At 52.6% G+C, this 21,404-nt stretch carries 23 protein-coding genes; 13 read left to right on the forward strand and 10 right to left on the reverse strand.

The window, feature by feature from the left end; genetic code table 11:
* The first annotated feature begins 33 nt into the window (after window positions 1–33).
* Complete coding sequence (locus tag NSU01_RS06200) at window positions 34–1,089, forward strand: SPFH domain-containing protein (RefSeq protein WP_042134172.1); 1,056 nt, start codon at window positions 34–36, stop codon at window positions 1,087–1,089.
* Entirely contained in the window at window positions 1,086–2,093 is a 1,008-nt protein-coding gene (locus NSU01_RS06205) for a sugar kinase (RefSeq protein WP_042134174.1), read from the forward strand. The genes NSU01_RS06200 and NSU01_RS06205 overlap by 4 nt, the downstream gene beginning before the upstream one ends.
* A 119-nt stretch (window positions 2,094–2,212) precedes the next feature.
* Here the strand turns inward: NSU01_RS06205 and NSU01_RS06210 are convergent, their stop codons facing one another.
* Window positions 2,213–2,776 (reverse strand): hypothetical protein, encoded by a 564-nt coding sequence (locus NSU01_RS06210; protein ID WP_063779782.1) that lies wholly within the window; start codon window positions 2,774–2,776, stop codon window positions 2,213–2,215.
* A gap of 256 nt (window positions 2,777–3,032) precedes the next feature.
* Here NSU01_RS06210 and NSU01_RS06215 point away from each other — a divergent pair, with 256 nt between their 5' ends.
* Window positions 3,033–3,941: a L,D-transpeptidase family protein gene (locus tag NSU01_RS06215; RefSeq protein WP_076242324.1), complete on the forward strand. Its 909-nt coding sequence runs from the start codon at window positions 3,033–3,035 to the stop codon at window positions 3,939–3,941.
* 64 nt (window positions 3,942–4,005) lie between these two features.
* Here NSU01_RS06215 and NSU01_RS06220 read toward each other — a convergent pair whose 3' ends face one another.
* Window positions 4,006–4,986, reverse strand: a complete 981-nt coding sequence (locus NSU01_RS06220) for a BadF/BadG/BcrA/BcrD ATPase family protein (RefSeq protein ID WP_076242325.1) — start codon at window positions 4,984–4,986, stop codon at window positions 4,006–4,008.
* Between the two features lie 201 nt (window positions 4,987–5,187).
* Between NSU01_RS06220 and NSU01_RS06225 the strand changes: the two genes are divergently transcribed.
* Window positions 5,188–5,496 (forward strand): hypothetical protein, encoded by a 309-nt coding sequence (locus NSU01_RS06225; protein ID WP_042134179.1) that lies wholly within the window; start codon window positions 5,188–5,190, stop codon window positions 5,494–5,496.
* On the opposite strand, the gene NSU01_RS06230 is transcribed toward NSU01_RS06225, so the two are convergent.
* Entirely contained in the window at window positions 5,497–6,408 is a 912-nt protein-coding gene (locus NSU01_RS06230) for a copper amine oxidase N-terminal domain-containing protein (RefSeq protein WP_076242326.1), read from the reverse strand.
* Between the two features lie 137 nt (window positions 6,409–6,545).
* Between NSU01_RS06230 and NSU01_RS06235 the strand changes: the two genes are divergently transcribed.
* Entirely contained in the window at window positions 6,546–7,031 is a 486-nt protein-coding gene (locus NSU01_RS06235) for a hypothetical protein (protein ID WP_076242327.1), read from the forward strand.
* 20 nt (window positions 7,032–7,051) lie between these two features.
* Window positions 7,052–7,603, forward strand: a complete 552-nt coding sequence (locus tag NSU01_RS06240; RefSeq protein WP_076242328.1) for an RDD family protein — start codon at window positions 7,052–7,054, stop codon at window positions 7,601–7,603.
* Between the two features lie 93 nt (window positions 7,604–7,696).
* Here NSU01_RS06240 and NSU01_RS06245 read toward each other — a convergent pair whose 3' ends face one another.
* From NSU01_RS06245 to NSU01_RS06255, 3 genes are read right to left on the reverse strand one after another with little or no spacing between them, the layout of a single operon-like run.
* On the reverse strand, window positions 7,697–10,060 hold the full coding sequence (locus NSU01_RS06245; RefSeq protein WP_076242329.1) for a carboxypeptidase-like regulatory domain-containing protein: 2,364 nt from the start codon (window positions 10,058–10,060) through the stop codon (window positions 7,697–7,699).
* Window positions 10,050–10,394: a hypothetical protein gene (locus NSU01_RS06250; RefSeq protein WP_076242330.1), complete on the reverse strand. Its 345-nt coding sequence runs from the start codon at window positions 10,392–10,394 to the stop codon at window positions 10,050–10,052. The genes NSU01_RS06245 and NSU01_RS06250 overlap by 11 nt, the downstream gene beginning before the upstream one ends.
* Window positions 10,391–11,050, reverse strand: coding sequence for a sigma-70 family RNA polymerase sigma factor (locus NSU01_RS06255; protein ID WP_339302767.1), 660 nt, complete (start codon window positions 11,048–11,050; stop codon window positions 10,391–10,393). The genes NSU01_RS06250 and NSU01_RS06255 overlap by 4 nt, the downstream gene beginning before the upstream one ends.
* Window positions 11,051–11,331: 281 nt before the next feature.
* Between NSU01_RS06255 and NSU01_RS06260 the strand changes: the two genes are divergently transcribed.
* The 4 genes from NSU01_RS06260 to NSU01_RS06275 all read left to right on the forward strand — a co-directional run bounded on the left by NSU01_RS06260 (window position 11,332) and on the right by NSU01_RS06275 (window position 15,508).
* The gene (locus NSU01_RS06260) at window positions 11,332–12,087 is read left to right on the forward strand and encodes a YjgB family protein (RefSeq protein WP_076242331.1); all 756 of its coding nucleotides are present in this window, start codon (window positions 11,332–11,334) and stop codon (window positions 12,085–12,087) included.
* Between the two features lie 233 nt (window positions 12,088–12,320).
* Window positions 12,321–13,475: a winged helix-turn-helix domain-containing protein gene (locus NSU01_RS06265; protein ID WP_076242332.1), complete on the forward strand. Its 1,155-nt coding sequence runs from the start codon at window positions 12,321–12,323 to the stop codon at window positions 13,473–13,475.
* Window positions 13,476–13,561: 86 nt separating this feature from the next.
* On the forward strand, window positions 13,562–14,851 hold the full coding sequence (locus NSU01_RS06270) for an MFS transporter (protein ID WP_076242333.1): 1,290 nt from the start codon (window positions 13,562–13,564) through the stop codon (window positions 14,849–14,851).
* A gap of 81 nt (window positions 14,852–14,932) precedes the next feature.
* Window positions 14,933–15,508, forward strand: coding sequence for a histidine phosphatase family protein (locus tag NSU01_RS06275; protein ID WP_076242334.1), 576 nt, complete (start codon window positions 14,933–14,935; stop codon window positions 15,506–15,508).
* 345 nt (window positions 15,509–15,853) lie between these two features.
* Here the strand turns inward: NSU01_RS06275 and NSU01_RS06280 are convergent, their stop codons facing one another.
* The 3 genes from NSU01_RS06280 to NSU01_RS06290 all read right to left on the reverse strand — a co-directional run bounded on the left by NSU01_RS06280 (window position 15,854) and on the right by NSU01_RS06290 (window position 18,528).
* Window positions 15,854–16,633: a TatD family hydrolase gene (locus NSU01_RS06280; RefSeq protein ID WP_076242335.1), complete on the reverse strand. Its 780-nt coding sequence runs from the start codon at window positions 16,631–16,633 to the stop codon at window positions 15,854–15,856.
* A gap of 25 nt (window positions 16,634–16,658) precedes the next feature.
* On the reverse strand, window positions 16,659–17,783 hold the full coding sequence (locus NSU01_RS06285; RefSeq protein WP_076242336.1) for a stalk domain-containing protein: 1,125 nt from the start codon (window positions 17,781–17,783) through the stop codon (window positions 16,659–16,661).
* A 208-nt stretch (window positions 17,784–17,991) separates the two neighbouring features.
* On the reverse strand, window positions 17,992–18,528 hold the full coding sequence (locus NSU01_RS06290) for a DoxX family protein (RefSeq protein ID WP_042134203.1): 537 nt from the start codon (window positions 18,526–18,528) through the stop codon (window positions 17,992–17,994).
* 341 nt (window positions 18,529–18,869) lie between these two features.
* Between NSU01_RS06290 and NSU01_RS06295 the strand changes: the two genes are divergently transcribed.
* The 3 genes from NSU01_RS06295 to NSU01_RS06305 all read left to right on the forward strand — a co-directional run bounded on the left by NSU01_RS06295 (window position 18,870) and on the right by NSU01_RS06305 (window position 20,812).
* A complete protein-coding gene (locus NSU01_RS06295) occupies window positions 18,870–19,286 on the forward strand; it encodes a MarR family transcriptional regulator (RefSeq protein WP_039307558.1) in 417 nt (138 codons plus the stop codon).
* A 173-nt stretch (window positions 19,287–19,459) separates the two neighbouring features.
* Window positions 19,460–20,365 carry a DMT family transporter gene (locus NSU01_RS06300; protein WP_305954176.1) on the forward strand — a complete coding sequence of 302 codons (906 nt, stop codon included), beginning with the start codon at window positions 19,460–19,462 and terminating at the stop codon, window positions 20,363–20,365.
* A gap of 264 nt (window positions 20,366–20,629) precedes the next feature.
* Entirely contained in the window at window positions 20,630–20,812 is a 183-nt protein-coding gene (locus NSU01_RS06305; RefSeq protein WP_039307562.1) for an aspartyl-phosphate phosphatase Spo0E family protein, read from the forward strand.
* 7 nt (window positions 20,813–20,819) lie between these two features.
* On the opposite strand, the gene NSU01_RS06310 is transcribed toward NSU01_RS06305, so the two are convergent.
* On the reverse strand, window positions 20,820–21,395 hold the full coding sequence (locus NSU01_RS06310; protein WP_042134209.1) for a TetR/AcrR family transcriptional regulator: 576 nt from the start codon (window positions 21,393–21,395) through the stop codon (window positions 20,820–20,822).
* Between the last annotated feature and the right edge of the window lie 9 nt (window positions 21,396–21,404).

The following is a 21,404-nucleotide window of genomic DNA, read 5'->3' on the forward strand; positions in this document are numbered from 1 at the left end:
AATCACTAAAATAAACAACAGGAGGTAATGACCATGTTCGGATTCCGCTTCGTAAAGTTCCAGCCCAGTGAATATGTCCTTAAGGTGAAGAACGGTAAGGTAGTGCAGGAAGGTGTAGGACTTTCTTTCCATTATTACGCGCCTACGACCTCGGTTGTAGTGGTGCCGGTCTCTTCGATTGATGTACCGTTCATGTTCGAGGAAATTACGGCTGATTATCAGACGGTGACCGTGCAGGGGCAGCTGACCTACCGGATCGTGGATTACCGCAAGACTACACAGATTCTTAACTATACGTATAATCTGCGGAAGAATTCCTACCTCTCCGATGATCCGCACAAGCTGGCCCAGCGGGTGATCAATATCGCCAAGGTGCTGACCAAGAAGCAGCTCGGGCAGCTGCCGCTGAAGGAAGCCATTCAGTCGAGTGAACGTCTGGCTAAGACAATTACGCTCGAAATCGGACAGAGTGCGGAGATAGAGAAGCTGGGCATCGAGCTGATGGGGCTGTCCATTCTGGCAATCGTGCCGAATAAGGAAACGCTGCGCGCGCTGGAGGCGCAGGCCCGCGAAGAGATTCTCCGCAGCGCCGACGATGCGCTCTATGAACGGCGCAATGCCTCGATTCAGCAGGAGCGGCGGGTGAAGGAGAATGAGCTGAATACGGAGATCGCCGTGGAGACGAAGAAGCGGCAGATCCGCGAAACCCAGCTCGATGCCGAACGCTCGGTGAAGCAGAAGCAGAATGAGATGAAGGAAGAGCAGCTCAGCTTCGATACTGCGCTGGAGGAGAAGAAGCAGGAGCTGATTGAATTGACAGTGGCGAATCAGAGAGCGGAAGCGGATGCCAAGGCCTACGAGTTATCGGCGGTGATGAATTCGCTCCAGGGCGTAGCACCTGGTGTACTTCAGGCACTGACGAATGTAGGCATGAATCCGGATAAGCTGATTGCCATCGCGTTCCAGGAGCTGGCTGAGAATGCCGGGAAGATCGGGCAGCTCAATATTACCCCGGATCTTTTGCAGGGAATTATGGCCGGGTCGCCGGGTAACGGAGCGGGCGCGGCAAGAGGAGGCAACGGACGATGAGCAGCCCGGTATCCGAGAACAAGATTATTCTGATCAAGCGCAAGACGCGCCTGGAAGAACTGGTGGTCCGCTACAATACGATCCAGCAGGCCCAGTTCTATATTGAACGGCTGGGGGCCGATTTCAGCGATTATCTGAGCGAGGACTTCACTTACCGCAAGGCGGTAGAGGCTGCTGTAACCGAGCTGAGCGCGGTAGGCCGGCTGCAGCTTCTGGACCGGCAGCATGTGCCTAACTTTATATTTGGAGAGCGGGATACAGTAGTTGTGCTGGGGCAGGACGGTCTGGTTGCCAATACGCTGAAATACCTGCGGGAGCAGCCGCTGATCGGTGTAAATCCCGACCCGCAGCGCTGGGATGGTGTGCTGCTGCCCTTCACGGTTAAGGACCTGCGGCAGCTGGTGCCGGAGGTGCTCCGCAGCCAGCGGCAGGTACGCGAGGTTACCCTTGCCAGGGCAGAGCTGAATGACGGCCAGAGCCTGTACGGTGTCAACGATCTGTTCATCGGCCGCCGGACCCATGTCTCGGCCCGTTATCAGCTTGAACTGAACGGCACACTGGAGCAGCAGTCCTCCAGCGGGATTATTGTCTCTACCGGCATGGGCTCCACCGGCTGGCTCAAAAGCGTTCTCGCCGGAGCAGCGGGAATTGTCAGCCAGGCGGCGCAATGGCAGGCAGCGGAACAGGTGACGGTAACGGCGGGCTTGGAAGCACATGCGTCTGTACATGGGGGCAGACCGCAGGAAAACGGGGCGGCGCTCAAGCTGGCCTGGGATCATCCGGAGCTCTACTTTACGGTACGGGAGCCTTTTCCCAGCCGGACGACTTCGGCTGGTCTGGTATTCGGCAGGATCAACAGCCGTATGCCGCTGCGAATTACTTCGCAGATGCCGGAGGACGGGGTAATCTTCAGTGATGGAGTCGAGAGCGACTACCTGGAATTCAACTCCGGCGTAGAGGCGACGATTGGCCTCGCGGAGAAGAGGGGACGGCTGGTAGTCTAACATGCATATGTATGAATGCCCAGGCGCGAAGTGCAGATGCAAAGAAGGGGTTCTCCGCAGTGCCGCTGGTACGGCCTGAGAGAACCCCTTTTGTCTTGAACCGCGTAGTCCGGCTTATATTACTGCTGGAAGCTGCGTCCCTGATTCATCGGTGAACCGTAGGAATGGTTAGTCTGCATGGGTGTATGCAGCGGCTGCGGGTTAAAAGAAGAGTTAATTGAAGAGTTAATTGGGCTATGCAGTGAATTTACCGGCTGGCTATTGGAAGTGAAGGACGGGCTGAAGGAAGAATTATATCCTCCGGAGCCTGTGCTGAAGCTTTGATTTCCAGAGTTACCAGTACTGAAGCTTGGGATTCCTGTATTAAAGCCCTGTTGTTCAGTATTGAATCTTTGAATACCACCTGTATTGTAGCCGGCAGTCTGCGGAATCTGCTCCAGCTGTCTGATTAACTGTGAGACCTGCTGCAGCTGCTGCATAGCGGTCTGATGGCCCTGTAATGCCTGCTGAATCATCTGAATGGCCTTATTGCTGTGCTGGCTGAGCTCCTGCAATTTGGCGGCATGCTCCTGCTCCTGCTGCAGAAGCTGCTGATAATTCTGCGTGCCCTGCTGGGTCTGTGTCATCAGCTGCTGGATGATTTGCTCGCTTTGGCTGATCTGGCTGGAATGGTTTGAATTCAAAGTAAATGGCCTCCTTGGCGGGTGCTGTAATGGTCATGCGGGCTTATTATCTCTGGCGGAGGCACTTAATATTCATCCTCATGAAACCGCACGCGAAGCACCGCTTGAACGGTTACAATTGTGCAAACTCTGCTTCAAATCCGCAGGGACGAGTTGATAAGAATAGGTACAAGCTGCTGTGCAACTAATGCGGCAGACTGACGTCTATGTAGAAAAGAGTTTCCAGTATCACCCATAACCTGGAGGTGGGGCAACCATGAATCTGCGTGAGCGTATCAGCCTGACTACAACTTATGTTCCAAGGAGCATCAAGCTTATGCTTGTGTTCGCAGTGCTGTTCACAGCATGCTTCACAGGATCAGCCGCAGCAGCGTCATCATCATCCTCAGATCTGATTATTGTGAACAAAAAGACGAATAAGCTGGCCTATTTCAGCGCCGGTAAGCTGGAGAAGGTTTTTCCGGTCGCCACCGGCAAGACCAAGAGCCTGACGCCTGAAGGCAGCTTCAAAATTGTGGTCAAAATCAAGAACAGACCCTATTACAAAGAAAAGATTCCCGGAGGCGATCCGGCCAATCCGCTGGGCGACCGCTGGCTGGGGCTGGAAGTGAACGATACCTACGGCACGACTTATGCCATTCATGGCAACAATAATGAAGCCTCCATCGGTAAATATGTCAGCGCCGGATGCATCCGGATGCATAATGAGGATATCCACTGGCTGTATCCAAGGGTAGCCAATAACACTCCCGTGATCATTACTACTTCAGGACTTGATATGGCAAGCATCGCAGTGAAGAGCGGCTATTCCACCGGGCCGACAATGATTGCAGGCGTCTTTATCATCAATGGAGAAAAGCTGGAGGTTAAGGATTCTTTCCTGCTGGAGAATTCACGGGTATTCGTTCCGCTCCGAGAATCGGTTGCCCTGCTGGGGGGAACCTTGAAGCAGGAAGCGGGAACCGGAGCGCTTATCATTACTATAGGTGAGCATACCGCGGTCCATCAACCGCTTAGCGAAACAGCGAAGGTGAACGGCAAAACGGTGGCCATGCTGGCCTCGCGGACTGTAAACGGGCGATTGTATATTCCCTTAGGCAGCTTAACGCCGCTCTTTGGCCTTCCCGTCATATGGAACGCCAAAGAGACGGCTGTGGAGCTGTGATGCGCCTATACTAGAAGCTGCCAGATGAAGGTCTATCCGTAGCAATCACGCGCTGCGTATATGCTCACTGAGGCAGCTTGCTGCTATGCTGCAGCCGGCTGATTATATTTTCGGTGACCGGCTGGCCTAATTGCTCCAATGCATATAGGATAGCCCCTGCTTCGGGCGGGAGCTGTGGCGTTACCACCTTATACTGTTTGTTGGCCCCGTTCTTCAGTAAACTGCGTAATTCCGATTGAAAATACCTGCTGTTTGCCACACTGCCGATGAAGGCTACCGGGACGGTCTGCTGCGCAAAAGAAGAAGCCAGCAGACCGATGCCCGTCTTAATCTGCTCTGCAGCCCTGCCGCATACCCGGACGGCGGTGGAGCTTCCCTGCTCCGCTTCTTCCGTAACTATAGGAGCAAATTCTCCAAAGCGTCTGTCCCGGGCTTTCCGGTCATCGTCAAACCCTTCACTTGCAAGCATATATAGTTCAGAGGCTGCAGCAACGTTCCAGTGCGCAAGCATCCGGGCGACAAGCAGCTCATCGCTTGAATCTGTGTGACCGGCCAGCACTTCAAAGACGGTATCATATGAGAGGAGCCGGGCGGCACTTGCGGCATAATGATGAAAATCATAATTGCGTAAATAACGTCCGTCTTCATTAATGGCAATAATGATGGAGCCAGTTCCCGAGATGACAATAATGCCGGGCTGCGTAAGCAGTGCTCCGTAATGGGCGATAAGCGCGTCATTGACGTGCCACCTCGGACAAGTCAGCTCCGGAACCCCGGTGAGCGGCAATATCCAGTTCAAATCCTCCGGCGAGTCATATCCGGCAACCCCGGCAGCCATGCCGATGACCCTGCCGGGCTCGATGCCGCCGCTTTCCAGCGCTTCTATAATCGCTGACCTCACGTTATGCTGAGCGGCAGAGTCCCGGTACGCGGAAGCGCTTCCCTTTTTGCAATAGGCTAGTACATTTCCCTCAATATCGGCGGCTATAACCCGCGTATGAGTTCCTCCTCCATCGATTCCAATTACAACATCTGTTCGCTGCATTCCGGACACCTCTTCACGTTCTTTTCTACAGAATACTATAATCACTCCAGCGTTGGATATGACACAGGCAGATACTGCGAGGGGATAATACTCCTTCACGGCAGCCGCTATACCGGGAGCTTGCTGTTGCTGAAGCAGGATTAACAGGGTAAATATAGAAGTTATAGAAGAGCACTGGAAAACATTGATTCGGAGGACAAAATGAGTAAACTCGCAAGTTTTATGGCAGAAATGCTGCGTTTAGTGGTTCTGCTGGTTCTGACACTAGGTGTACTCGGGGGTGTGGAGCAGTGGATCTTCAAAATGTTATATGGATGGACCGGGTATTTGTATACTGCAGTAATCGGTAATTTTCTCATATTCTTAGTGATGTACCGGAATTATTGGCAGTTCAAGGGCTGGTACAAATCGGAGAAGAATCAGAAGCTGAAGCCGGTGTGGACCCGGAGTCTGAGTGTCGCCGCGCTGCTGCTGATTCTTGTTCCGTTTGCGGTACCGATCTGGATGTAATTAGTTTTGTACAGAGGATGATGCTTCCCCTGGAATTTCAAAGAACTCATTTAGATTCATATTTTGTTGCCCGACCGTTCTGGAGACACCCGTAGCATCAATGAATCCATAGGTTGCCTCCATAACCGGAAGCATCAGATGATAGAACGCGAGGCTACCCTTATAGGCGGGCATTTTTCCGGCCTGATCCACAATTTTGTACGGTACAAAGAAGAGTCCGGCAGAGGATGGGGCACTATAGTCTATTTTGGCAGACCAGATCTCTTCCGCATAATTACCTGTAACTTCATAATACGAAAAACCAGGCCCGCCTTGAATGAAGAAACGGCCCGCTGTGCCTTCCGGGAAATAATAGTCCTGATTCTGTGACTCATTAATGATAGGGATTTGCTTAAGCGTGCTGACGCGGGGAAAATGAAGGGCTGCTGTACGTGCTTCCCCCAGATTCGCAGATTGGAGTTGAGTGATCAGCGTCTCATCTGCTTTGGCGACATACACAATCCGGGTGGCAGCATTCCAGGCTACATGCGCATCTGCAGCTTCTGCTATGAAGCGGATCGGCACCATGACTCTGCCTTTATGCAAAACCGAGGCGACAGGCAGTGCGGTTGGTTTGCTTCCAATCAGGGCAGTCTTGTGACCCGCAACCAGTGTGATTGTTTCCCCGCTGCGGCCAATTGTAACCGTCTTGGTGCCATTGTTCCAAGCGACAGTAATCCCCGGGATATGCTTCACTACATTTAGCGGGACCATGGTTGTGCCTTGTGTGAGATAAGGGGGAATGTCCGTGCTTATCGTGGAGTTGTTTATTTCTACTGTAATGGTTGGAGCTGAAGCAGGGGCGGCGAGGGCAGTGCCGGACAGCAATATTAACAGCAGCAGCGGCAGGCAGATAAATTTGATGACTTTCATCTTGAGTAGTCCTCCTTCGAAAATTTTGTTGGTTTACTAAAATTATACAGTTATAGACGCCGGATCTATTTGAAAGTTGCGTATATGCCAGTTGTACTCCAACAGTTCATAGGAGTTGATAGAAAAGGGGGAGAGCTTTGACCCGGAAATCATGGATAGTGTCAGCAATAACAGTACTGATCGTAGCATCCCTGGGCTATGTATGGTTTCGTCCGCAGCATGTGGAGCGGGTGTACCCTAGTGTGATCTACTCCAATAATGAAGTCGTGAAGCATAGCGCAATCGGGCTGAGGGGTGAAGTATGGAGAGGTGTGCCCGGAAGCAGTGAGTTTACCGGCGAGCTTACACTGGATGGAGGTCTTCATTATGATGTGAAGCTTAAGGATGGCGGCGGATACTACTTGGGAATTCTGACGGTCCTGGATGCAGACCGGTCACGGCGTTCGATTGGCTCTATTATAGCGTCTCAGAAGCTGGATAAGTTCTGGATTATGCTGACCCATCTTGATGAGCGCTACGGGCTTGCAGCCGGAGAGGGATATATCTCGGCTCCGGCTAATACGCTAGAGGAGGCCATACAGACCGGGAAGGATATTATGGGTTCAGCCAGGGATAGCAAGTAGAAGCACTGAGGGGGAACAGTATGGAGCAGCGGATAGAGGAACAGCTCGATTTGGATGACTATGTAGGTTTTTGGAAAAGAGTACTGATCAGCTTCATTGATTTTCTGATTTTGGCCATTCCTACGTATTTTTTGAACAGGTTTTGCGTCTCTGCCGCAGAGTCGGCGGAGTCGGCGTTTCCACTTTTTATTCAGTTTGTGCTGCTGATAGGCTTCAATGTGTTCACGGTTGTCAAATATGGAGGCACTCCGGGCAGACTGCTTCTGGGGGTAAGGATTATTAACGAGGACGGGAGATATCCGGCGCTGAAGCAGGCTTTGATTAGATATTTCTTCTTCATCGTCAACGGCTTTCTTGCGGTTATTGTGAGTTTGAACACTGAGGAATTATCTGCGGTTTCCAGCAGTCTGGCCAACTGGACCCCGCTCGCTACGATTTTGAATGTGTTCTTTGGCTGGGTCGTGGTCGCCGATTGCCTATTCGTTGCATTCACCCGGCGCAACCGGGCGCTGCATGATATGATGGCCGGAACCTATGTGGTTAAGAAGAATGCACTGGACCGTCTTGTTTGAGCCAAAAGAATAGAATAAGCCAACTGCAAAGGGGATAGATCAGGCGGCGCTGCCGCTCCTGTTCTATCCCCTTTGCCCTGCTCCGGAGGTGGACTAGCCCACCTCCAGAACGGCCTTCATGAATGTCTTCAGCGGGGAATCCCCGCTTTCTCTGGTCCATTCCCTGAGCTTCCCGGACCTTGCTGTGTATAGCTTCAGCATCTGTTCCAGCTCCCGGTCAAAGAGCTCCGGCTGTCCCGTACGCTCTGCCTTCATCAGGGTTATCAGCTTCGCCCAGTTAACTGGGCTGGAGCCGGGACTATGCTGGGGATAACGCTGAGCAAGCTTTAGTACGGCATCCAGCGGCTGTCCCGCCGCCAGCTCTGCAGCCAGATAGCTGCCGGTGAAGCGGTGGCTGCCATCCTCCTCCAGTGAGGCGACGAATTGCCTGCGGGCTTCGTCCAATTTCCCCTGGTACATCAGCGCGGTAGCGTTAATTCCCTGATCATAGCTGTGCGGTTTCTGATCACGCAGCTCAAGAAACCAGGAATAATAATGATTGTAGCTTTTCCAGTCGGACTGCTCATAGTAGTAATGCGCCAGGTTGAAGACATAGTCTGCAGTCGGACGCAGCTCTACAAGCTTCACTAGCAGAGGTATCGTTGCGGCCTCTAAGGATTTGTCTTTAGTATAGGAAGCCTTGGCTGTCATGAGATGAACCAGCATCTTGAGGGCATGATCATCCTGCGGATCTCCGGCATAGTCGTGGCGGTACGCTTCCAGTGCCTGTTCAAGCTTCTGCGCTTTAACCAGCTGATCGGCAGCGGTAAGACTGCGTGAATGTAAATAGAAGAAAGGCAGATTGCCGACGGTATCTTCGTTCAGCCGGTAGCCATTGCTGCGGGTAATCACCCGTCCGGATTCATCATAGGCTTCGATGCTCCACGAGAAGCGGCCGCTTGGATCGGCGAAGCCGAGCAGAGACGAAGGCTCGACCGATTCCCAGCCTTCTCCGCTGCTGCTGGTGGAGAAACCGCTGCTGTTATACAGCTCTGTTACAGGGATAGAAATCTTATTCCCCGTGATATGCTGGCGGATTACATAACTGAAGGTGCTGCCTTCCGCTGAGACTGTGCCGCTGAGACTGTATGAGGCGGCATTCCGGACAGTTTCCCACTCGAATTCTACAGAATCACCTGTAAGGATCTGCGAATTCACCGGTGACTTCAGCTCCAGCAAGGGCTGAAGGTCAATATTGTGGGTCAAACGGTCATTTGGATTGATTTCGATCCAATCATCCGCCTGTACAGGCCAAGTCCAGCCGTCGATCTGCTCAAAGCTCAGGCCCAAAAATAACTGATAATAGCCGGGAATGACGCCTGAGAAGGAAAAACGGCCCTGTGCATCTGTGACGATTTCATACGGCTCCGAGCCATATAACACACTATGATTAACTTCGCTCTCCGGCCGCAGGAAGATGCCTGCCCGGGAGACCGGAGTGCCGTCGCTGTAGGTTAGTGTCCCTGACAAGGTGGCAGGAGCAGAGTTTCCTGCTTCCGCAGCGGATAATAAAGCGTTCTGCATCAGGAGCAGTTGCCGCTCTGATTCAGAATGTGGCTCCTCCAGAAACTGTGAAGCTGCTGTAAAGGATTCCGGTGCGGATGCAGAGTCCCCCGTGGAGCCTTGGAAGTCTTTGGAGTCTTGGGAGTCCCCGCCACTCCCATCGTTCATCTCCTGATACTTCCGGTCACGGACCTCCTGGTAATTCTCCAGACCGTTGTTTATCAGCTTCAGCGCTCCGCTGCTGTCTCCCTCTGCAAAGAGCAGCCGTGCACTCAGCCAGGCCGAACGGGCATCTGATTCTTCTTCACCATAATGCCCCGGGGAGTCAGCCTGCACGAGCAGCACTTTTGCAGCCGCCCAATTCCCTGCACTCAGTGCCCGCTGTGCCTGAAGCAGGAGCAGCTCTCTGGCCAAAGAGGATTTGCTGCTAATTCTTGCAATAGCCTCCGTAAGGACCTTGTCTCCGTCACTTCCGGTGCCCAGGACATCATATTCATAGACCAGCTGTTTAGCCGCAGTAAGCAGATAGCGGTCTATAGGGCCTTCTAGCATATACTCTCTCAGGAACCGCAGCTTATCCCCGGGAAGCAGTAGGGAAGGGGGTTCTTCGTTATTGTTCTGGCTCCACTGGCTTGAGGAAGAACCGATATATACATTGTACTGATATGGAGGCCTCGCATTGCCGGGCTCAATGATCCTGGTACGGATAAGCGTCATACGCTTGCTGCCGGTGCTGGAATTCAGAGTGTTCAGCAGTTCCTGGCGTGCCTTGGCCCCGGTATCCGCTGTGGCGGAGGTTGCAGGCTGAACGGATGGCGCTGCTGCCTGCTGCAGAACACCCGGTAATAGTATCAACAACGTAAGCGGAAGCAGGACGAACAGCACCAGCTGTTTGACCTTGATTCTAATTTTCATGGCGTCTCACCGCCTGTTCATAAATGTCTTTCCAGTACGTATTGCCGCCGGCTTCAATCAGTTCCCGCTGGCCCTGTGCCGGCAGTGTACGGGCCTCATGTTCCGGGGTCCCGCTCTGCGGGTAGCAGAGGATCAGCGCACCTGCGATTAACAGTGCAGATAGCGCACCCAGTGGCTTGAGTGGAATTTCCAGCTCCTTATTCCATAGTGCCCGCAGGCGGGCCAGCGGTACGTTAGGGTGAGTCTGCTGCAGAACCCGTTCCTGTCCGCTGAAGGAGAGGCTGCTCAACTCTTCATCCAGACGGCGTTTGATGTGTTCTTGTTCACTGCTCATAGAACATGCCCCTCCTTCTCCAGAATCTGCTTTAGCAATAACCGTCCCCGGGATAACCGGGATTTCACAGTATTGTCAGGTAATCTCAACTGCCCGCTGATCTCACGGATGCTCATCTCATGGTAATAGTACAGCGTCAGGCATTCGCGGTAGATGTAATCCAGACTTCTTACAGCTTCACTTAGCTGCAGATTATGCCATTCTGCTATAAACAGCTCTTCTGCGCCTGCGGAGGCGCCTGCTTCATTCTTTACCCAGGCCCCGCCCTCCGGCGCAGGAAAAATATTTCGCCAGCTCCATGTCCGCTGTCTCATCCGGCAGCGGTTAACCACAATGGTGATCAGCCAGGGTCTCAGACGCTGAGGGTCCTTCAGCTGCCCGATTTTGGCATAGGCCTGAATGAAGGTATCCTGTACGGCTTCCTCGGCAGATTGCCGGTCACGCAGCAGCAGCCAGGCGGTCCGGAACAGCATATCCCCATATTGCTCCATCAGCTGGCGGAGAGCGGACTCATCCCTGGCTTTGATTCTCTCTATAATATCCAGATGAAGCTCCCCTCCCTTTATTAGTAAGATGCGTGCTGCGGGAGGAAGGTTGCGTGCCGCAGGGAAATAATTCCTGAATTGAAGGACTTGAGCAGCGAATATGCTTCTCAATTGCAGAAAGTGCAATAGAATCGAATTCCGGGTAATTTTTAGGGAGTTCTACTGTACTAAATGCAACAGATCCGGTAATGCAGCTTTGGGGGCGTTCTGCGGTGAGAGCAGCGCTGCAACTTCACGCGGCAGCATCATTCCCCAGCTGCTCCATGCCAAAAATGTTCTATAGAAGGAGCAGCCTGAGAAGGAGCATCGTGCAACCTTTAACGGGGACACTGCGTCATAGGATAACAGTTTAAACTTTAAAAGATGGTACCTATTACGAAGGAGATGGCATCATGATCACATCATTCAAAACGATAGCAGGCATAATTCTACTCGGCGGAATGCTCAGTCTAACGGCTTGTAATTCCGGTAAGCCGGATGCGGCGGATACCGGAGGGGCGGCTGCGCAAGCCTCGGAGCTTCCGGCGTCTGCACAGCCGGAAGGGAGTCCCGCCCCGGCGGCGGGCACGGAGCCGGCTGAAGCTGGCGGCGCTGCAGCAACAGCTGCGCCTTACGCGGCTCCTGCTGCGCAAGGCGGCACTGGCGCGGCCGCTTCACCTGCGGCTGCAGAGCCTGGCGCAGCGGCAGGTGAAGCGTCGGCCGCTACGCCGCAGGAGCTGAGCAAGCAGCTGAAAGAGCTGCTGCAGCTAGCCAAGCAGGGCAAGGTGCCCGGCGTGGAATATGCTGCACACAGCGGACTCATTGATGATGTGGAAGCAGCATGGGGAGAGCCGGACACCAAAGAATCGGCAGGCAAAGGCATTTATTCCACGTATGCCGGCAAGCACGTGGTAATCGGCTTTAACAAGGGCAGCCAAATCTTTGATGTGCGTTCAAGCGCCTCCGACTTACAGAAGCTGACGCTGAAGCAGATTGAAGAAGTCCTCGGCAAGCCGGACGCTACCTCCGTGAACGGCAGTGATGACATTTATATATACCAGGCGGGCAAGCAGTATCAGCTCAAGTTCATCATTCCGGATTCAACGGGTACCGTGGATCATATCTCTGTATTCTCCGAACAGGATTCATTCAACAATATGGCAGGCTAGATCAGCCTCTATAGGTGTCCGGATTTACGGCAGCCGCTGTCACATAGGTAGAGCAAGTTTAAGAAGAGTCCCTTCGCAGCGGCAACTGTGGAGGGACTTTTCTCTTCTTGATCATCGGATACAAGTACCGGGCATTTGCCCTTCATGAATGCAGCTGCTGCTATCGTGCGCAGAACTTCTTGCTGATATAATCAGTTTATGGGTTGATCTGTAGAAAGAAGAGAGGCACAGCTATGCATCTGGAGTTGAACGGAAGCGAATATAAAGTATCTGCCGGCGGGTTAACCATAGAGCTGCTGCCCAAGGAGTTTGCGCTTCTGCAGTTTCTGTACCGCAACAGGGGGCGGACCTTCAGCCGCGAGCAGCTTCTCGATAAAGTGTGGCCGATGGAGTATCCGGTGGAACGGACCGTCGATGATCATATCTACCGGCTGCGCAAGAAGCTGCGCGGGCTGGGCGGGATTGATATCAAGACCATCCGCGGGTTCGGTTATAGCCTGGCCGTACCGGGCTCACCGGAAGGGGTAGCAATGACCCCTGCAACGAATGATCCGGAGCTGCGGGATACCATGAGTGAGGTATTCATGAAATTTCATATCTACGGTCAGGGCAAATCGATGCTGACCCTCGCGCGCCAGCAGGATATTCTCGGCTACGAGCTGGACCCGCATTATTCCATGGTCGTTCATTTCGTCCAGGGAGATTTGGAGTGGCTGATCTACACGGATGAGGTTCCGCTGAAGGACCGGCTTTTTTACCTCAACCTGTTCTACTTCTTCATAGGTGACCCCAAGGTGAAGGTGGAATACGCCGAACGTCTGATTGAGCGGAAACTGCTGAACCCCCCTGAACAGATGGAACTGGAGATTCTGACCATGCTGGATCTCTACACATTGGCAGGCCAGCCGGAAAAAGCGCTGGAACGCCTAAAACGTTCCTATCAGGTAATATCCGAACCGGATTATGAGAACTTCGTTCCGGCGACGCAGATTACGGAGCTGTTCATTCATCTGGTGGCGGGAACCGGGGATGAGCAGCTGGATCGTATGGATGAAACCGTCAGCCGGACACTGAGGGGCAAGCCTTTTCTGCGGGAGATCGGCGGTTACAAAGTAGTAAAGGGACTGTGGGCGCTTCGGCGTGCACAGTGGGCAGAGGGAGAGAAACTGATACATGAGGGGTTGCAGGTGCTCGATATGTCCGGCTTTGTGCCGCTGCGCTTCTATTCGGTGTACCGGATTTATCATTTCTGCCGGATGTATCTGGCCGGGAGCTCCTTGGCGCGCAAGTATGAGAGCCTGTTTACAGCAGAGCTTGAAGCTTTTGGTCTGCTAAGGCTGGAACTGCCTCTCGAAAATCTGCTGCTGCCGCTGCTCGAATCCCCCTGATAATTCTCTGACAATTCTCCGTTACAGTAGGATCATGAATGTTTCGCACATTCAATGATATTACATGTAACCTGGAGGAATGTCAGATGGAGCTTACAACCAAGCAGGGAACCAGCCTGCTGCATAACAAAACGTACATGCGGGTATACAGTGCATTCGCCACGGCAAGCTTCGGCGACTGGTTCGATGCACTGGCTATTCAGGTGCTGGTCGGCTACCGCTGGCAGGCCGGGCCGCTGATGCTGGCGCTTATTCCGGTAGCGCTGGCGCTGCCGAGCATTCTGTTCGGCTCGATTGCCGGAGTAGCCGCCGACCGGCTGAACAAGCTGAAGCTGATGCGTGTCTGCGATCTGCTGACTGCGCTGCTGACTGTACTGGTGCTATTCGCCCCGAGCATGTTCTGGCTACTGCCTTTGCTGGCGCTGCGTTCAGCGCTATCCACGCTGAATATGCCTGCCCAGCAGTCTTTGACCCGCAGCCTGGTCAGAGAGGATCAGCTGCTGCAAGCCTCGTCGCTCAATGGGCTGGTTAACCAGGGCTCCAAAATTGCCGGCCCTCTGCTCGGAGGTCTGGCGCTCGCCTTCCTTACGCCGCAATGGTGCATACTGATCAATGCTTTGCTGCGCGGCTGTTCTTATCTGCTGCTGCTGTCCGTTAAGAACATCCGTACAGATGAAGAGGACAGCAAACAGCCAGAGGCGCCGGAAGACAAGATTCCGCTGCATACGATGTGGCGGGAAGGCTGGAGCTTCATGCTGCGCAGCCGGATTTTGCTGAATACTATGCTGTTTGGGCTGGCCGGGGCACTTGTACTTCAGGTGGTCGACTTCCAGTTCACCAGCCTGTTCCGGGTATTTGCACCGGAGCGGGAATCCCTGCTCGGCTGGATGGTAGCCGCTACCGGAGTAGGAGCTGTGCTGATCATCCTTCTGCTGAACAAGCTGAATCCCGAAACGGGATATAGCTGGAGGCTCGGCTCGGGATATGTACTGATCGGCGGTTCCATTGCTGCACTTGGATTGCTTCAGCCCGGCGCTTCGATAGTATGGGTTCTGCTGATCGGATTTGTACTGGGGATCGGAAACGGGGTATTCATGGTTACGTTCAATTATTGTCTGCAAAAAGAAACCCCGCCGCATATGACCGGCCGTATCTTCGGCATCCAGAACACCGTACTGAGCACGGTACTTATTGTTGCACCTTTATTAGGCGGCATACTTGTCCAGTATGTAGGCCCTGCCCGTATTTTTATCAACATCGGCCTTCTGCAGCTCCTTCTGGGTCTGGCGGGTCTGCTCTTCGGACGGCTGCTCTGGCCTGTGGCCAAGCTCAAGCTGGAAGGTGTACAGCCAGCAGCTGCAGTAGAACAGGGGTAGCTTAAAGGCAGACAGTAAGTTTAAGATCAAGCCCTTCGGGGCTTTTTCTGCACTGCCACATTACATATTCAGGAGGAACCAATGACGACTTATATTTACATGGTGAGACACGGGGATTCACTCCGGACCGGGGTGGACGAATGGACGCGCGGCCTATCTCCTGCAGGGGAAGAGGACGCCCGCAGAGTAACAGCATGCCTGCGTAATGAAGGTATTAACGCGCTGTACAGCAGCCCGTATCTCCGCGCCATACATACGATTGCCGATTTGGCAAAGGTACTTGGGCAGGAAATTACCCTCGAGGAGGATCTAAGAGAGAAGGTCTGGATGGAGGGCAACCGGCAACTGCCGGATGAGGATCTGCTTGCTTCACTTCAGGCGATGTATGCCGATCCGGACTATGCCCTGCCGGGCGGGGAATCGAACCGCGAATGCCAGGCAAGGGCGGTAGAAGCGTTGCAGGAAATCCTGCAGGCACATGAAGGAGAAAGAGTTGCCATCGGTACCCACGGGCTCGTAATGGCGCTAATGATGGGCTATTTTGCCCCGGAATATGATCTGGACTTCCTGCTGAAGACCACCAAGCCAGATATTTATGTCATGGCCTACTCGGAAGGCCAGCTGACCGGGGTGGAGCGTCTTATAGTAAAGGGATGAGCATGGAGAATGGCCGGAAGAACGTACCAAGCCGCGGATGGGCTGGGTGCGTTCTTTGGCGCGAGCGAGGAGAGTGAGCATCTTAAGTTCGCTCTGCATAAGTGAAAATGTTGTACGAATTACAACTTCGTTCCATAAATAACCGGGTAATCCGGAGGATTGTTGTATGAAATACAAGAATTGTCCCGCCAAACCGCCTGGAGGAGGAGAAATGCTGCCTTTTCTACAACAATTTGAGATTGCGGCCCATTTAATGCGGGAAATCTTGTAGTTTGTACAGGATTTGCTGGCGGTCGCCGCGGCACGGCGGAGTCCATCATTCACTGGGGTACGGTGACGGCTAAGCTACAGTCCGTAGAACCGCACCGTATTCGCTGTTAAAATAGCCTTCGCCTCGCTCCCGGTATAACCATGCAGCGCTCCCCAGGCGGCGGCAACGTCATGCACCATCGCCGGATGGGTGGTACGCCCGGTGAATGGGCCTTCAAAAGGCCACGGACCATCGGTCTCCGCCATGACCAGCTCCGGCGGGTAGCGGCGTGCGAGATCCTGAATCTCCTGTTCATAGAGAATATCGGGAGTGAACGAGATATAATAGCCCCGGCTGATCATACGGTCGACAGTAACTCCCGGGCCCTTGAACCAATGGAAATGGGCCCGGGTAATGTGATGCTGTTCAAGCAAATCACATACGGTCCAGGCATCTTCGTAGACGGCATGCAGCACCACTGGTTTGGCTAATCGTGCCGCCAGACCAAGGAGTCTGTCCAGAAGCCGGATATAAGGTTCCATATCCCATGCTTCCCCGCGTTCTATAGCTTCGGTCCGGGAATAGTAGGGAAGCCCGATTTCACCTATAGCGGTCATATCCGGGGCATGGAGCGTGATCCAGTCCAGCAGCGCGGCCAGATCCTCTTCCGGCGGCAGCGGCTGCTCGGGATGGAAGCCGTAGGCGGGTCTCACCAGCCCGGGATAACGGGCTGCTATCCCCTGAGTACGCAGACTGGAGGCGAGGTTCATCGAGACAGCAATCAGCGCCTCAATGTCCTGCTCCGGCAGGCTCTGCAGCAAAGAGGATAACAAAGTCTCTTCATATTGGTCCAGATGAATATGGGCATCAATCATGCGTAATTGCTCCTTCCTCCGCAGGTTATTTCACTACAAATTGCTGAGTGGTATCATGCGGTTCAAAGGTGATGGATCCGAGCTCCATCCCCGCTGCGCCTGCCTTGTATACCAGCTTCAGCGTCCCCATGCTCTCGGTCATTCCTACCATTAGGCTGGTATCCGCTAACAGCCTGCCGTCCTTCACCGAGTAATAGGTAACCGCACCAATACCGGCAGTCTTGCCGAAATATTTCAATGCTTCTTCTGCACGGTCCGGAATTCTCATTGTTACTTTGGACGGGGTTGCTCCTTGGAGCTCAAGCTTCAGCAGCACATCGTTCTGATCTATTGAAATGCTGGAGGATACTACAGCTGAAGCCGCTTGGTCCGCTGCAGGCACGGAGAGCTCCTTCCATTGTTCAGGCTTGACCACATGTACTTCCTGCACTACCAGCGAAGTTCCGGTACCCACTGTGAACACAACCGTTACTTCAGGCTTCCCGTCAGAATCTATATCAGCATAGAAGAGCTGGGGCGGATTCGAGAAATCTCTGTCTACGGTCCAGTCGAAGCTGTGCTTCTTGCCGTTCACTTCCAGGATGAATCCTTTGTAGGTGTTGCCGTCCTTCAGCGAAGCATACAGCTTGACCTTGGCATTATCCCCGGCCACAACGAGGGGTTCAGCGGGAACCCTGACCGTTGTGCTGAGACTGCCCGGCGTAATCGCGACCCGGGTTCCTCCCGCTTCCAGCTCTGTGGTAGCACCCGTAAGCGAATTCATACTATCTGCCGGAATATATACATGTCCGGCCTTAAGAATAACAGGGGCCTCCAGGCTATCTTTATAACTTCCATCTGTTTGTGTATAGCGGACCTGGATAGAGGAGCTGCCGGGGGTAAGGACTTTATTATCCCAGCCAGTCGTGAGAGTAAGCTGCTTGAGGACATTATTCCATTGCAGCTGGACAGGGTAAAACTCCATCAGGGCAAGAGCCGGTACATATAATATCCCATTGGAATGAAATGGCGGAACTTGGGGAAGAACGGCTTGTCCGTCTACCTTAAGGGATAGAGGAGCTGCAGCAGAATGGGCAATATTTATGGATGAAGCCGCCGCATGGCCTGCTAGGAGCAGGGCGATAGCGGAAGCGGCAATTAATTTTTTCATAAGATAACCTCCGGAGTCTGGAAATTCCAATCCATTTTATTATAAATGAAAAACTCCGCTAGCGGGTCACGTTCTGTTAACAAAGATAAGACAAGCCTGTTACGGTTACCTGCTCTGCGCGCTAAGCGTATGACAAAGACCCGCAGGAGAAGGAAGCGGATGCTGTCCTTTTCTTGCGGGTCCTTTAAGATACAGTCTATTAATTTAGTTATACGGAACGTTTCATAGCTTGAACGGGAGCCAGAGGCCGGGCTGCGGGAGTATGATCCTTCTTGTGGAACAAGCTGCGCAGGTAAGGGAGGACCCAATAATCAAGACCGATTCTGCCGGCATTGGCCGCCGAGACCACAATGATCATTCCCATAAGCAGCAGCTGGACGTTGGTGCTGACCGTGCCTGAGAGCAGGTAGGCAGAGTTCATAACGATTCCCATCAGAGCGGCGAAGGTAGTGAAGGTGCCCAGAATCAGGCCAAGTCCGACCAGAAATTCACCTGCAGGAACCAGCAGATTGAAGAAATTGACACCGGGAAGCGCCGCATGCTGCAGGAAGCTGCCCCACCAGGCTTGTACAGTGGCATCTTCACCGACACTTTTGGCAATGGCCCCTTTCAGGAAGCCAGAAGCATCGAAACCGCCGGTAAGTTTGTGCCAGCCTGCTTCAATCCATTGATAACCTACATATAGACGTACTATTGTGAGCAGCACCATAGCTGCTTTGTTTGTGCGAAACCAGTTGTTGAACATACTCTCCACTCCTAAAGTTTAGTTAGCATACCTTCTGCAAGTCACGTCGTTCATAACTCACTTCGGAAGCATTGGCTTAAGTTTTATTGGCTAACTGTCTGTGAGCTACCTATCCTGAAAATCTTTATCTGTGTATCGGATGATCATCTTCGATACCTTAATTTTAAGTGATTTTTTTCACAATTAGTGTGATATAAATCACAAAATCCAAATAAAATTTTATATCAAACTAAAATTTGATTAATATTTCATAAAATTTTCAATACCCGGATTATATATACTTTTAGAGGGCTGGACGAAGCCGCTTGACACCTAATTTATATAAATCTACCATATAAGATATGAATGAAAAAAATGTATTGGCGGTCATTGGCCGTATTCACCGACGCGGAAATAAGTTCATTGAACAGGAATTGAAAAAGCATGATATTCACGGCATCGCTCCATCGCACGGAGATATTCTGTATCAGCTGTTTGCCCGGGAAGCTCTTACAATGAACGAGTTGTCCCGTGGGATTGATAAGGATAAGTCTACGATTACGGCATTAGTGGACAAATTGCTGCGGCTGGATTACGTGAGACGGGAGCAGGACCAGCAGGACGGACGGATATTCAGATTATCTCTTACTCCAAAAGGACGGGAGCTGCAGCCGGTGTTCGAGGCGGTATCCGAATCGCTGCTGGAAGCGGTCTATGAGGAGTTCGCTCCTGAAGAGAAGCAGCAGCTGATGAGCCTGCTTGCCAAGATTAAGCTGTAATACAAGTGCATGCCGGAGAAGCAGGGTCTTTCGAGAACGAAAGGCTCTGTTTACTGTGAAGAATAAGGGGGATATGCTCCGCCAGATATGATCTATCTACCAGAAGAGACAGCCGGTAATTCCGTATAATTAACACTAAATATCTATACATATACGCAGGAGGGATGGAGACAATGTTACGGACCCGAGGAATTATTATGGCCTCCGGCGGAGCGTTATTATGGGGAGTATCGGGGACGGTAGCCCAGCATTTGTTCCAGCAGGCCATGCTGCCTGCGGCCTGGCTGGTGACCCTGAGACTGCTGGTATCGGGAGCGCTGTTCCTGATGTTTACACTCCGCAAGGAGGGCTCGCAGGTATGGAAGCTGTGGCTGGACCGGAGATTCGTTCTTCAAATGCTGCTGTTCGGGCTGCTGGGCATGCTTGGGGTACAGTACACGTATTTCGCTTCCATTGAGTCAGGCAATGCTGCAATCGCCACACTGCTGCAGTATTTAGCCCCGTTGTTTATTCTCCTGTACGCTGTTATCTGGACAAGAACCAAGCTGGCTCCGCTGGATATCACCGGTGCGCTGCTCGCGCTGGGAGGAACGTATTTACTGCTGACCGGCGGCGATTCCTCGGAGCTGACCGTTCCTCTGAGAGGCTTGATCTGGGGGATTCTATCCGCAGTGTCCTTGACGTTCTATACACTCTATTCCGGTCCGCTGCTTAAGCTGTACAGCACTTCACTGCTGATGGGCTGGGGGATGATTGTGGGGGGAGCGGGGATGAGTCTGATTCATCCGGTCTGGTCCGTACCGTCTGCTGATTGGTCGCTGTCTATCATTCTGGCTATACTATTCGTTATTCTGCTAGGAACATTAGCCGCCTTCTATCTATACATCGGCAGTCTCCGCCACATTGCTCCGCATGAAGCCAGCCTGCTGTCCTGTACGGAACCGGTCTCAGCTATTGTCTCCTCCGTAATCTGGCTGTCCGTCCCCTTCAATCTGTACCAGGCACTGGGAGCGGGAATGGTTGTACTTATGACTGTAATGGTTTCTTTGAAATCACGGACTAAAGAGACCGCGAAATAAATCGAACGAAATCCCTGAATCCTTCCAATAACCATGCACAAAATCAAAAACCACCGGATGGGGAAGATTCCCGTATATCCGGTGGTTTTTTTATAAATATAAGAATTTATATGTTTCACATGATAACTTATCCTTCTATTTCTCGCTGAAACGGTACCGTCCTTACAAAAGGACGGCAAAGCCGTTTCCACTTGCCATACTGCATTGTACGGAGTACCCTGCAATTCGCCATATCCTTATAAAATATTTGCAGGAGGGAAGATAATGGATCATTTGGAAGCTATACAAAAGCATATCGAAGCAGAACGGACCCGGCTGAACCAGATGGAAGAGCAGCACGGCCGCCTGCATCCCAGTGTAATCAGACAGTCCAAAAAATTGGACGACCTCATTAATGAATATCATAAAGCGGATGCCATCGATAAAAACCGCGATCCTAAGCGTTAAACTGCAGTCAGGCCTGAATCCCCTCAAGCGCCAGCAAGACTAAGTTCCGGACAGATTCCTCGTTCAGTGCATCCCCCGTCAGCAATAACCGGTAAAAAATAGGCCCATAAATCAAGTCGATGCTGCTCCCGATGTCGAGCTCTTGCTTCAATTCTCCTCTGGCTACTCCCCGTTCAAGCAATTGCCAGGCCTCCTGGCGGCGCGGACCGAAATATCTGCTGCGGTAAGCCTCAGCCAGTCCTGCGTCAAATTGCCCTTCACCGATCAGTTCAGTAATGACTTTGCCTTCCCGGCTGGACAGGAACATGGCCAGATTTCCCGCATGAATCAGCAAGTCCTCCTTCACAGAGCCGCTGTCCGGTATAGGCAGCCTGGCGGTTGCGGCAAAAAGATATCCGTCCATCACTACCGCAGCTTTATTCGGCCACCATTTATAGATGGTCGCTTTGCTGACCTGAGCCTGTTCCGCGATTTTCTCCACCGTCACTGCACCGAATCCCATCTCCAGCAATAAATCATATGAAGCGTTCAGAATGGCATTCTTCGCCTCCGTATTGCGCGGCCGGCCTCTCTTCTTATCCATGGCTCGTTC

The sequence above is a fragment of the Paenibacillus sp. FSL H8-0259 genome (genome assembly GCF_037963255.1).
Lineage (GTDB): Bacteria > Bacillota > Bacilli > Paenibacillales > Paenibacillaceae > Paenibacillus_AQ > Paenibacillus_AQ phytohabitans.

Excerpts from the sequence above, each read along its gene's own strand:
- NSU01_RS06200 (WP_042134172.1), top strand. The coding sequence starts at position 34 with ATGTTCGGATTCCGCTTCGTAAAGTTCCAGCCCAGTGAATATGTCCTT.
- NSU01_RS06205 (WP_042134174.1), top strand. The coding sequence starts at position 1,086 with ATGAGCAGCCCGGTATCCGAGAACAAGATTATTCTGATCAAGCGCAAG.
- NSU01_RS06215 (WP_076242324.1), top strand. The coding sequence starts at position 3,033 with ATGAATCTGCGTGAGCGTATCAGCCTGACTACAACTTATGTTCCAAGG.
- NSU01_RS06220 (WP_076242325.1), bottom strand. The coding sequence starts at position 4,986 with ATGCAGCGAACAGATGTTGTAATTGGAATCGATGGAGGAGGAACTCAT.
- NSU01_RS06225 (WP_042134179.1), top strand. The coding sequence starts at position 5,188 with ATGAGTAAACTCGCAAGTTTTATGGCAGAAATGCTGCGTTTAGTGGTT.
- NSU01_RS06230 (WP_076242326.1), bottom strand. The coding sequence starts at position 6,408 with ATGAAAGTCATCAAATTTATCTGCCTGCCGCTGCTGCTGTTAATATTG.
- NSU01_RS06240 (WP_076242328.1), top strand. The coding sequence starts at position 7,052 with ATGGAGCAGCGGATAGAGGAACAGCTCGATTTGGATGACTATGTAGGT.
- NSU01_RS06245 (WP_076242329.1), bottom strand. The coding sequence starts at position 10,060 with ATGAAAATTAGAATCAAGGTCAAACAGCTGGTGCTGTTCGTCCTGCTT.
- NSU01_RS06250 (WP_076242330.1), bottom strand. The coding sequence starts at position 10,394 with ATGAGCAGTGAACAAGAACACATCAAACGCCGTCTGGATGAAGAGTTG.
- NSU01_RS06260 (WP_076242331.1), top strand. The coding sequence starts at position 11,332 with ATGATCACATCATTCAAAACGATAGCAGGCATAATTCTACTCGGCGGA.
- NSU01_RS06265 (WP_076242332.1), top strand. The coding sequence starts at position 12,321 with ATGCATCTGGAGTTGAACGGAAGCGAATATAAAGTATCTGCCGGCGGG.
- NSU01_RS06270 (WP_076242333.1), top strand. The coding sequence starts at position 13,562 with ATGGAGCTTACAACCAAGCAGGGAACCAGCCTGCTGCATAACAAAACG.
- NSU01_RS06275 (WP_076242334.1), top strand. The coding sequence starts at position 14,933 with ATGACGACTTATATTTACATGGTGAGACACGGGGATTCACTCCGGACC.
- NSU01_RS06280 (WP_076242335.1), bottom strand. The coding sequence starts at position 16,633 with ATGATTGATGCCCATATTCATCTGGACCAATATGAAGAGACTTTGTTA.
- NSU01_RS06285 (WP_076242336.1), bottom strand. The coding sequence starts at position 17,783 with ATGAAAAAATTAATTGCCGCTTCCGCTATCGCCCTGCTCCTAGCAGGC.
- NSU01_RS06290 (WP_042134203.1), bottom strand. The coding sequence starts at position 18,528 with ATGTTCAACAACTGGTTTCGCACAAACAAAGCAGCTATGGTGCTGCTC.
- NSU01_RS06295 (WP_039307558.1), top strand. The coding sequence starts at position 18,870 with ATGAATGAAAAAAATGTATTGGCGGTCATTGGCCGTATTCACCGACGC.
- NSU01_RS06300 (WP_305954176.1), top strand. The coding sequence starts at position 19,460 with ATGTTACGGACCCGAGGAATTATTATGGCCTCCGGCGGAGCGTTATTA.
- NSU01_RS06305 (WP_039307562.1), top strand. The coding sequence starts at position 20,630 with ATGGATCATTTGGAAGCTATACAAAAGCATATCGAAGCAGAACGGACC.
- NSU01_RS06310 (WP_042134209.1), bottom strand. The coding sequence starts at position 21,395 with ATGGATAAGAAGAGAGGCCGGCCGCGCAATACGGAGGCGAAGAATGCC.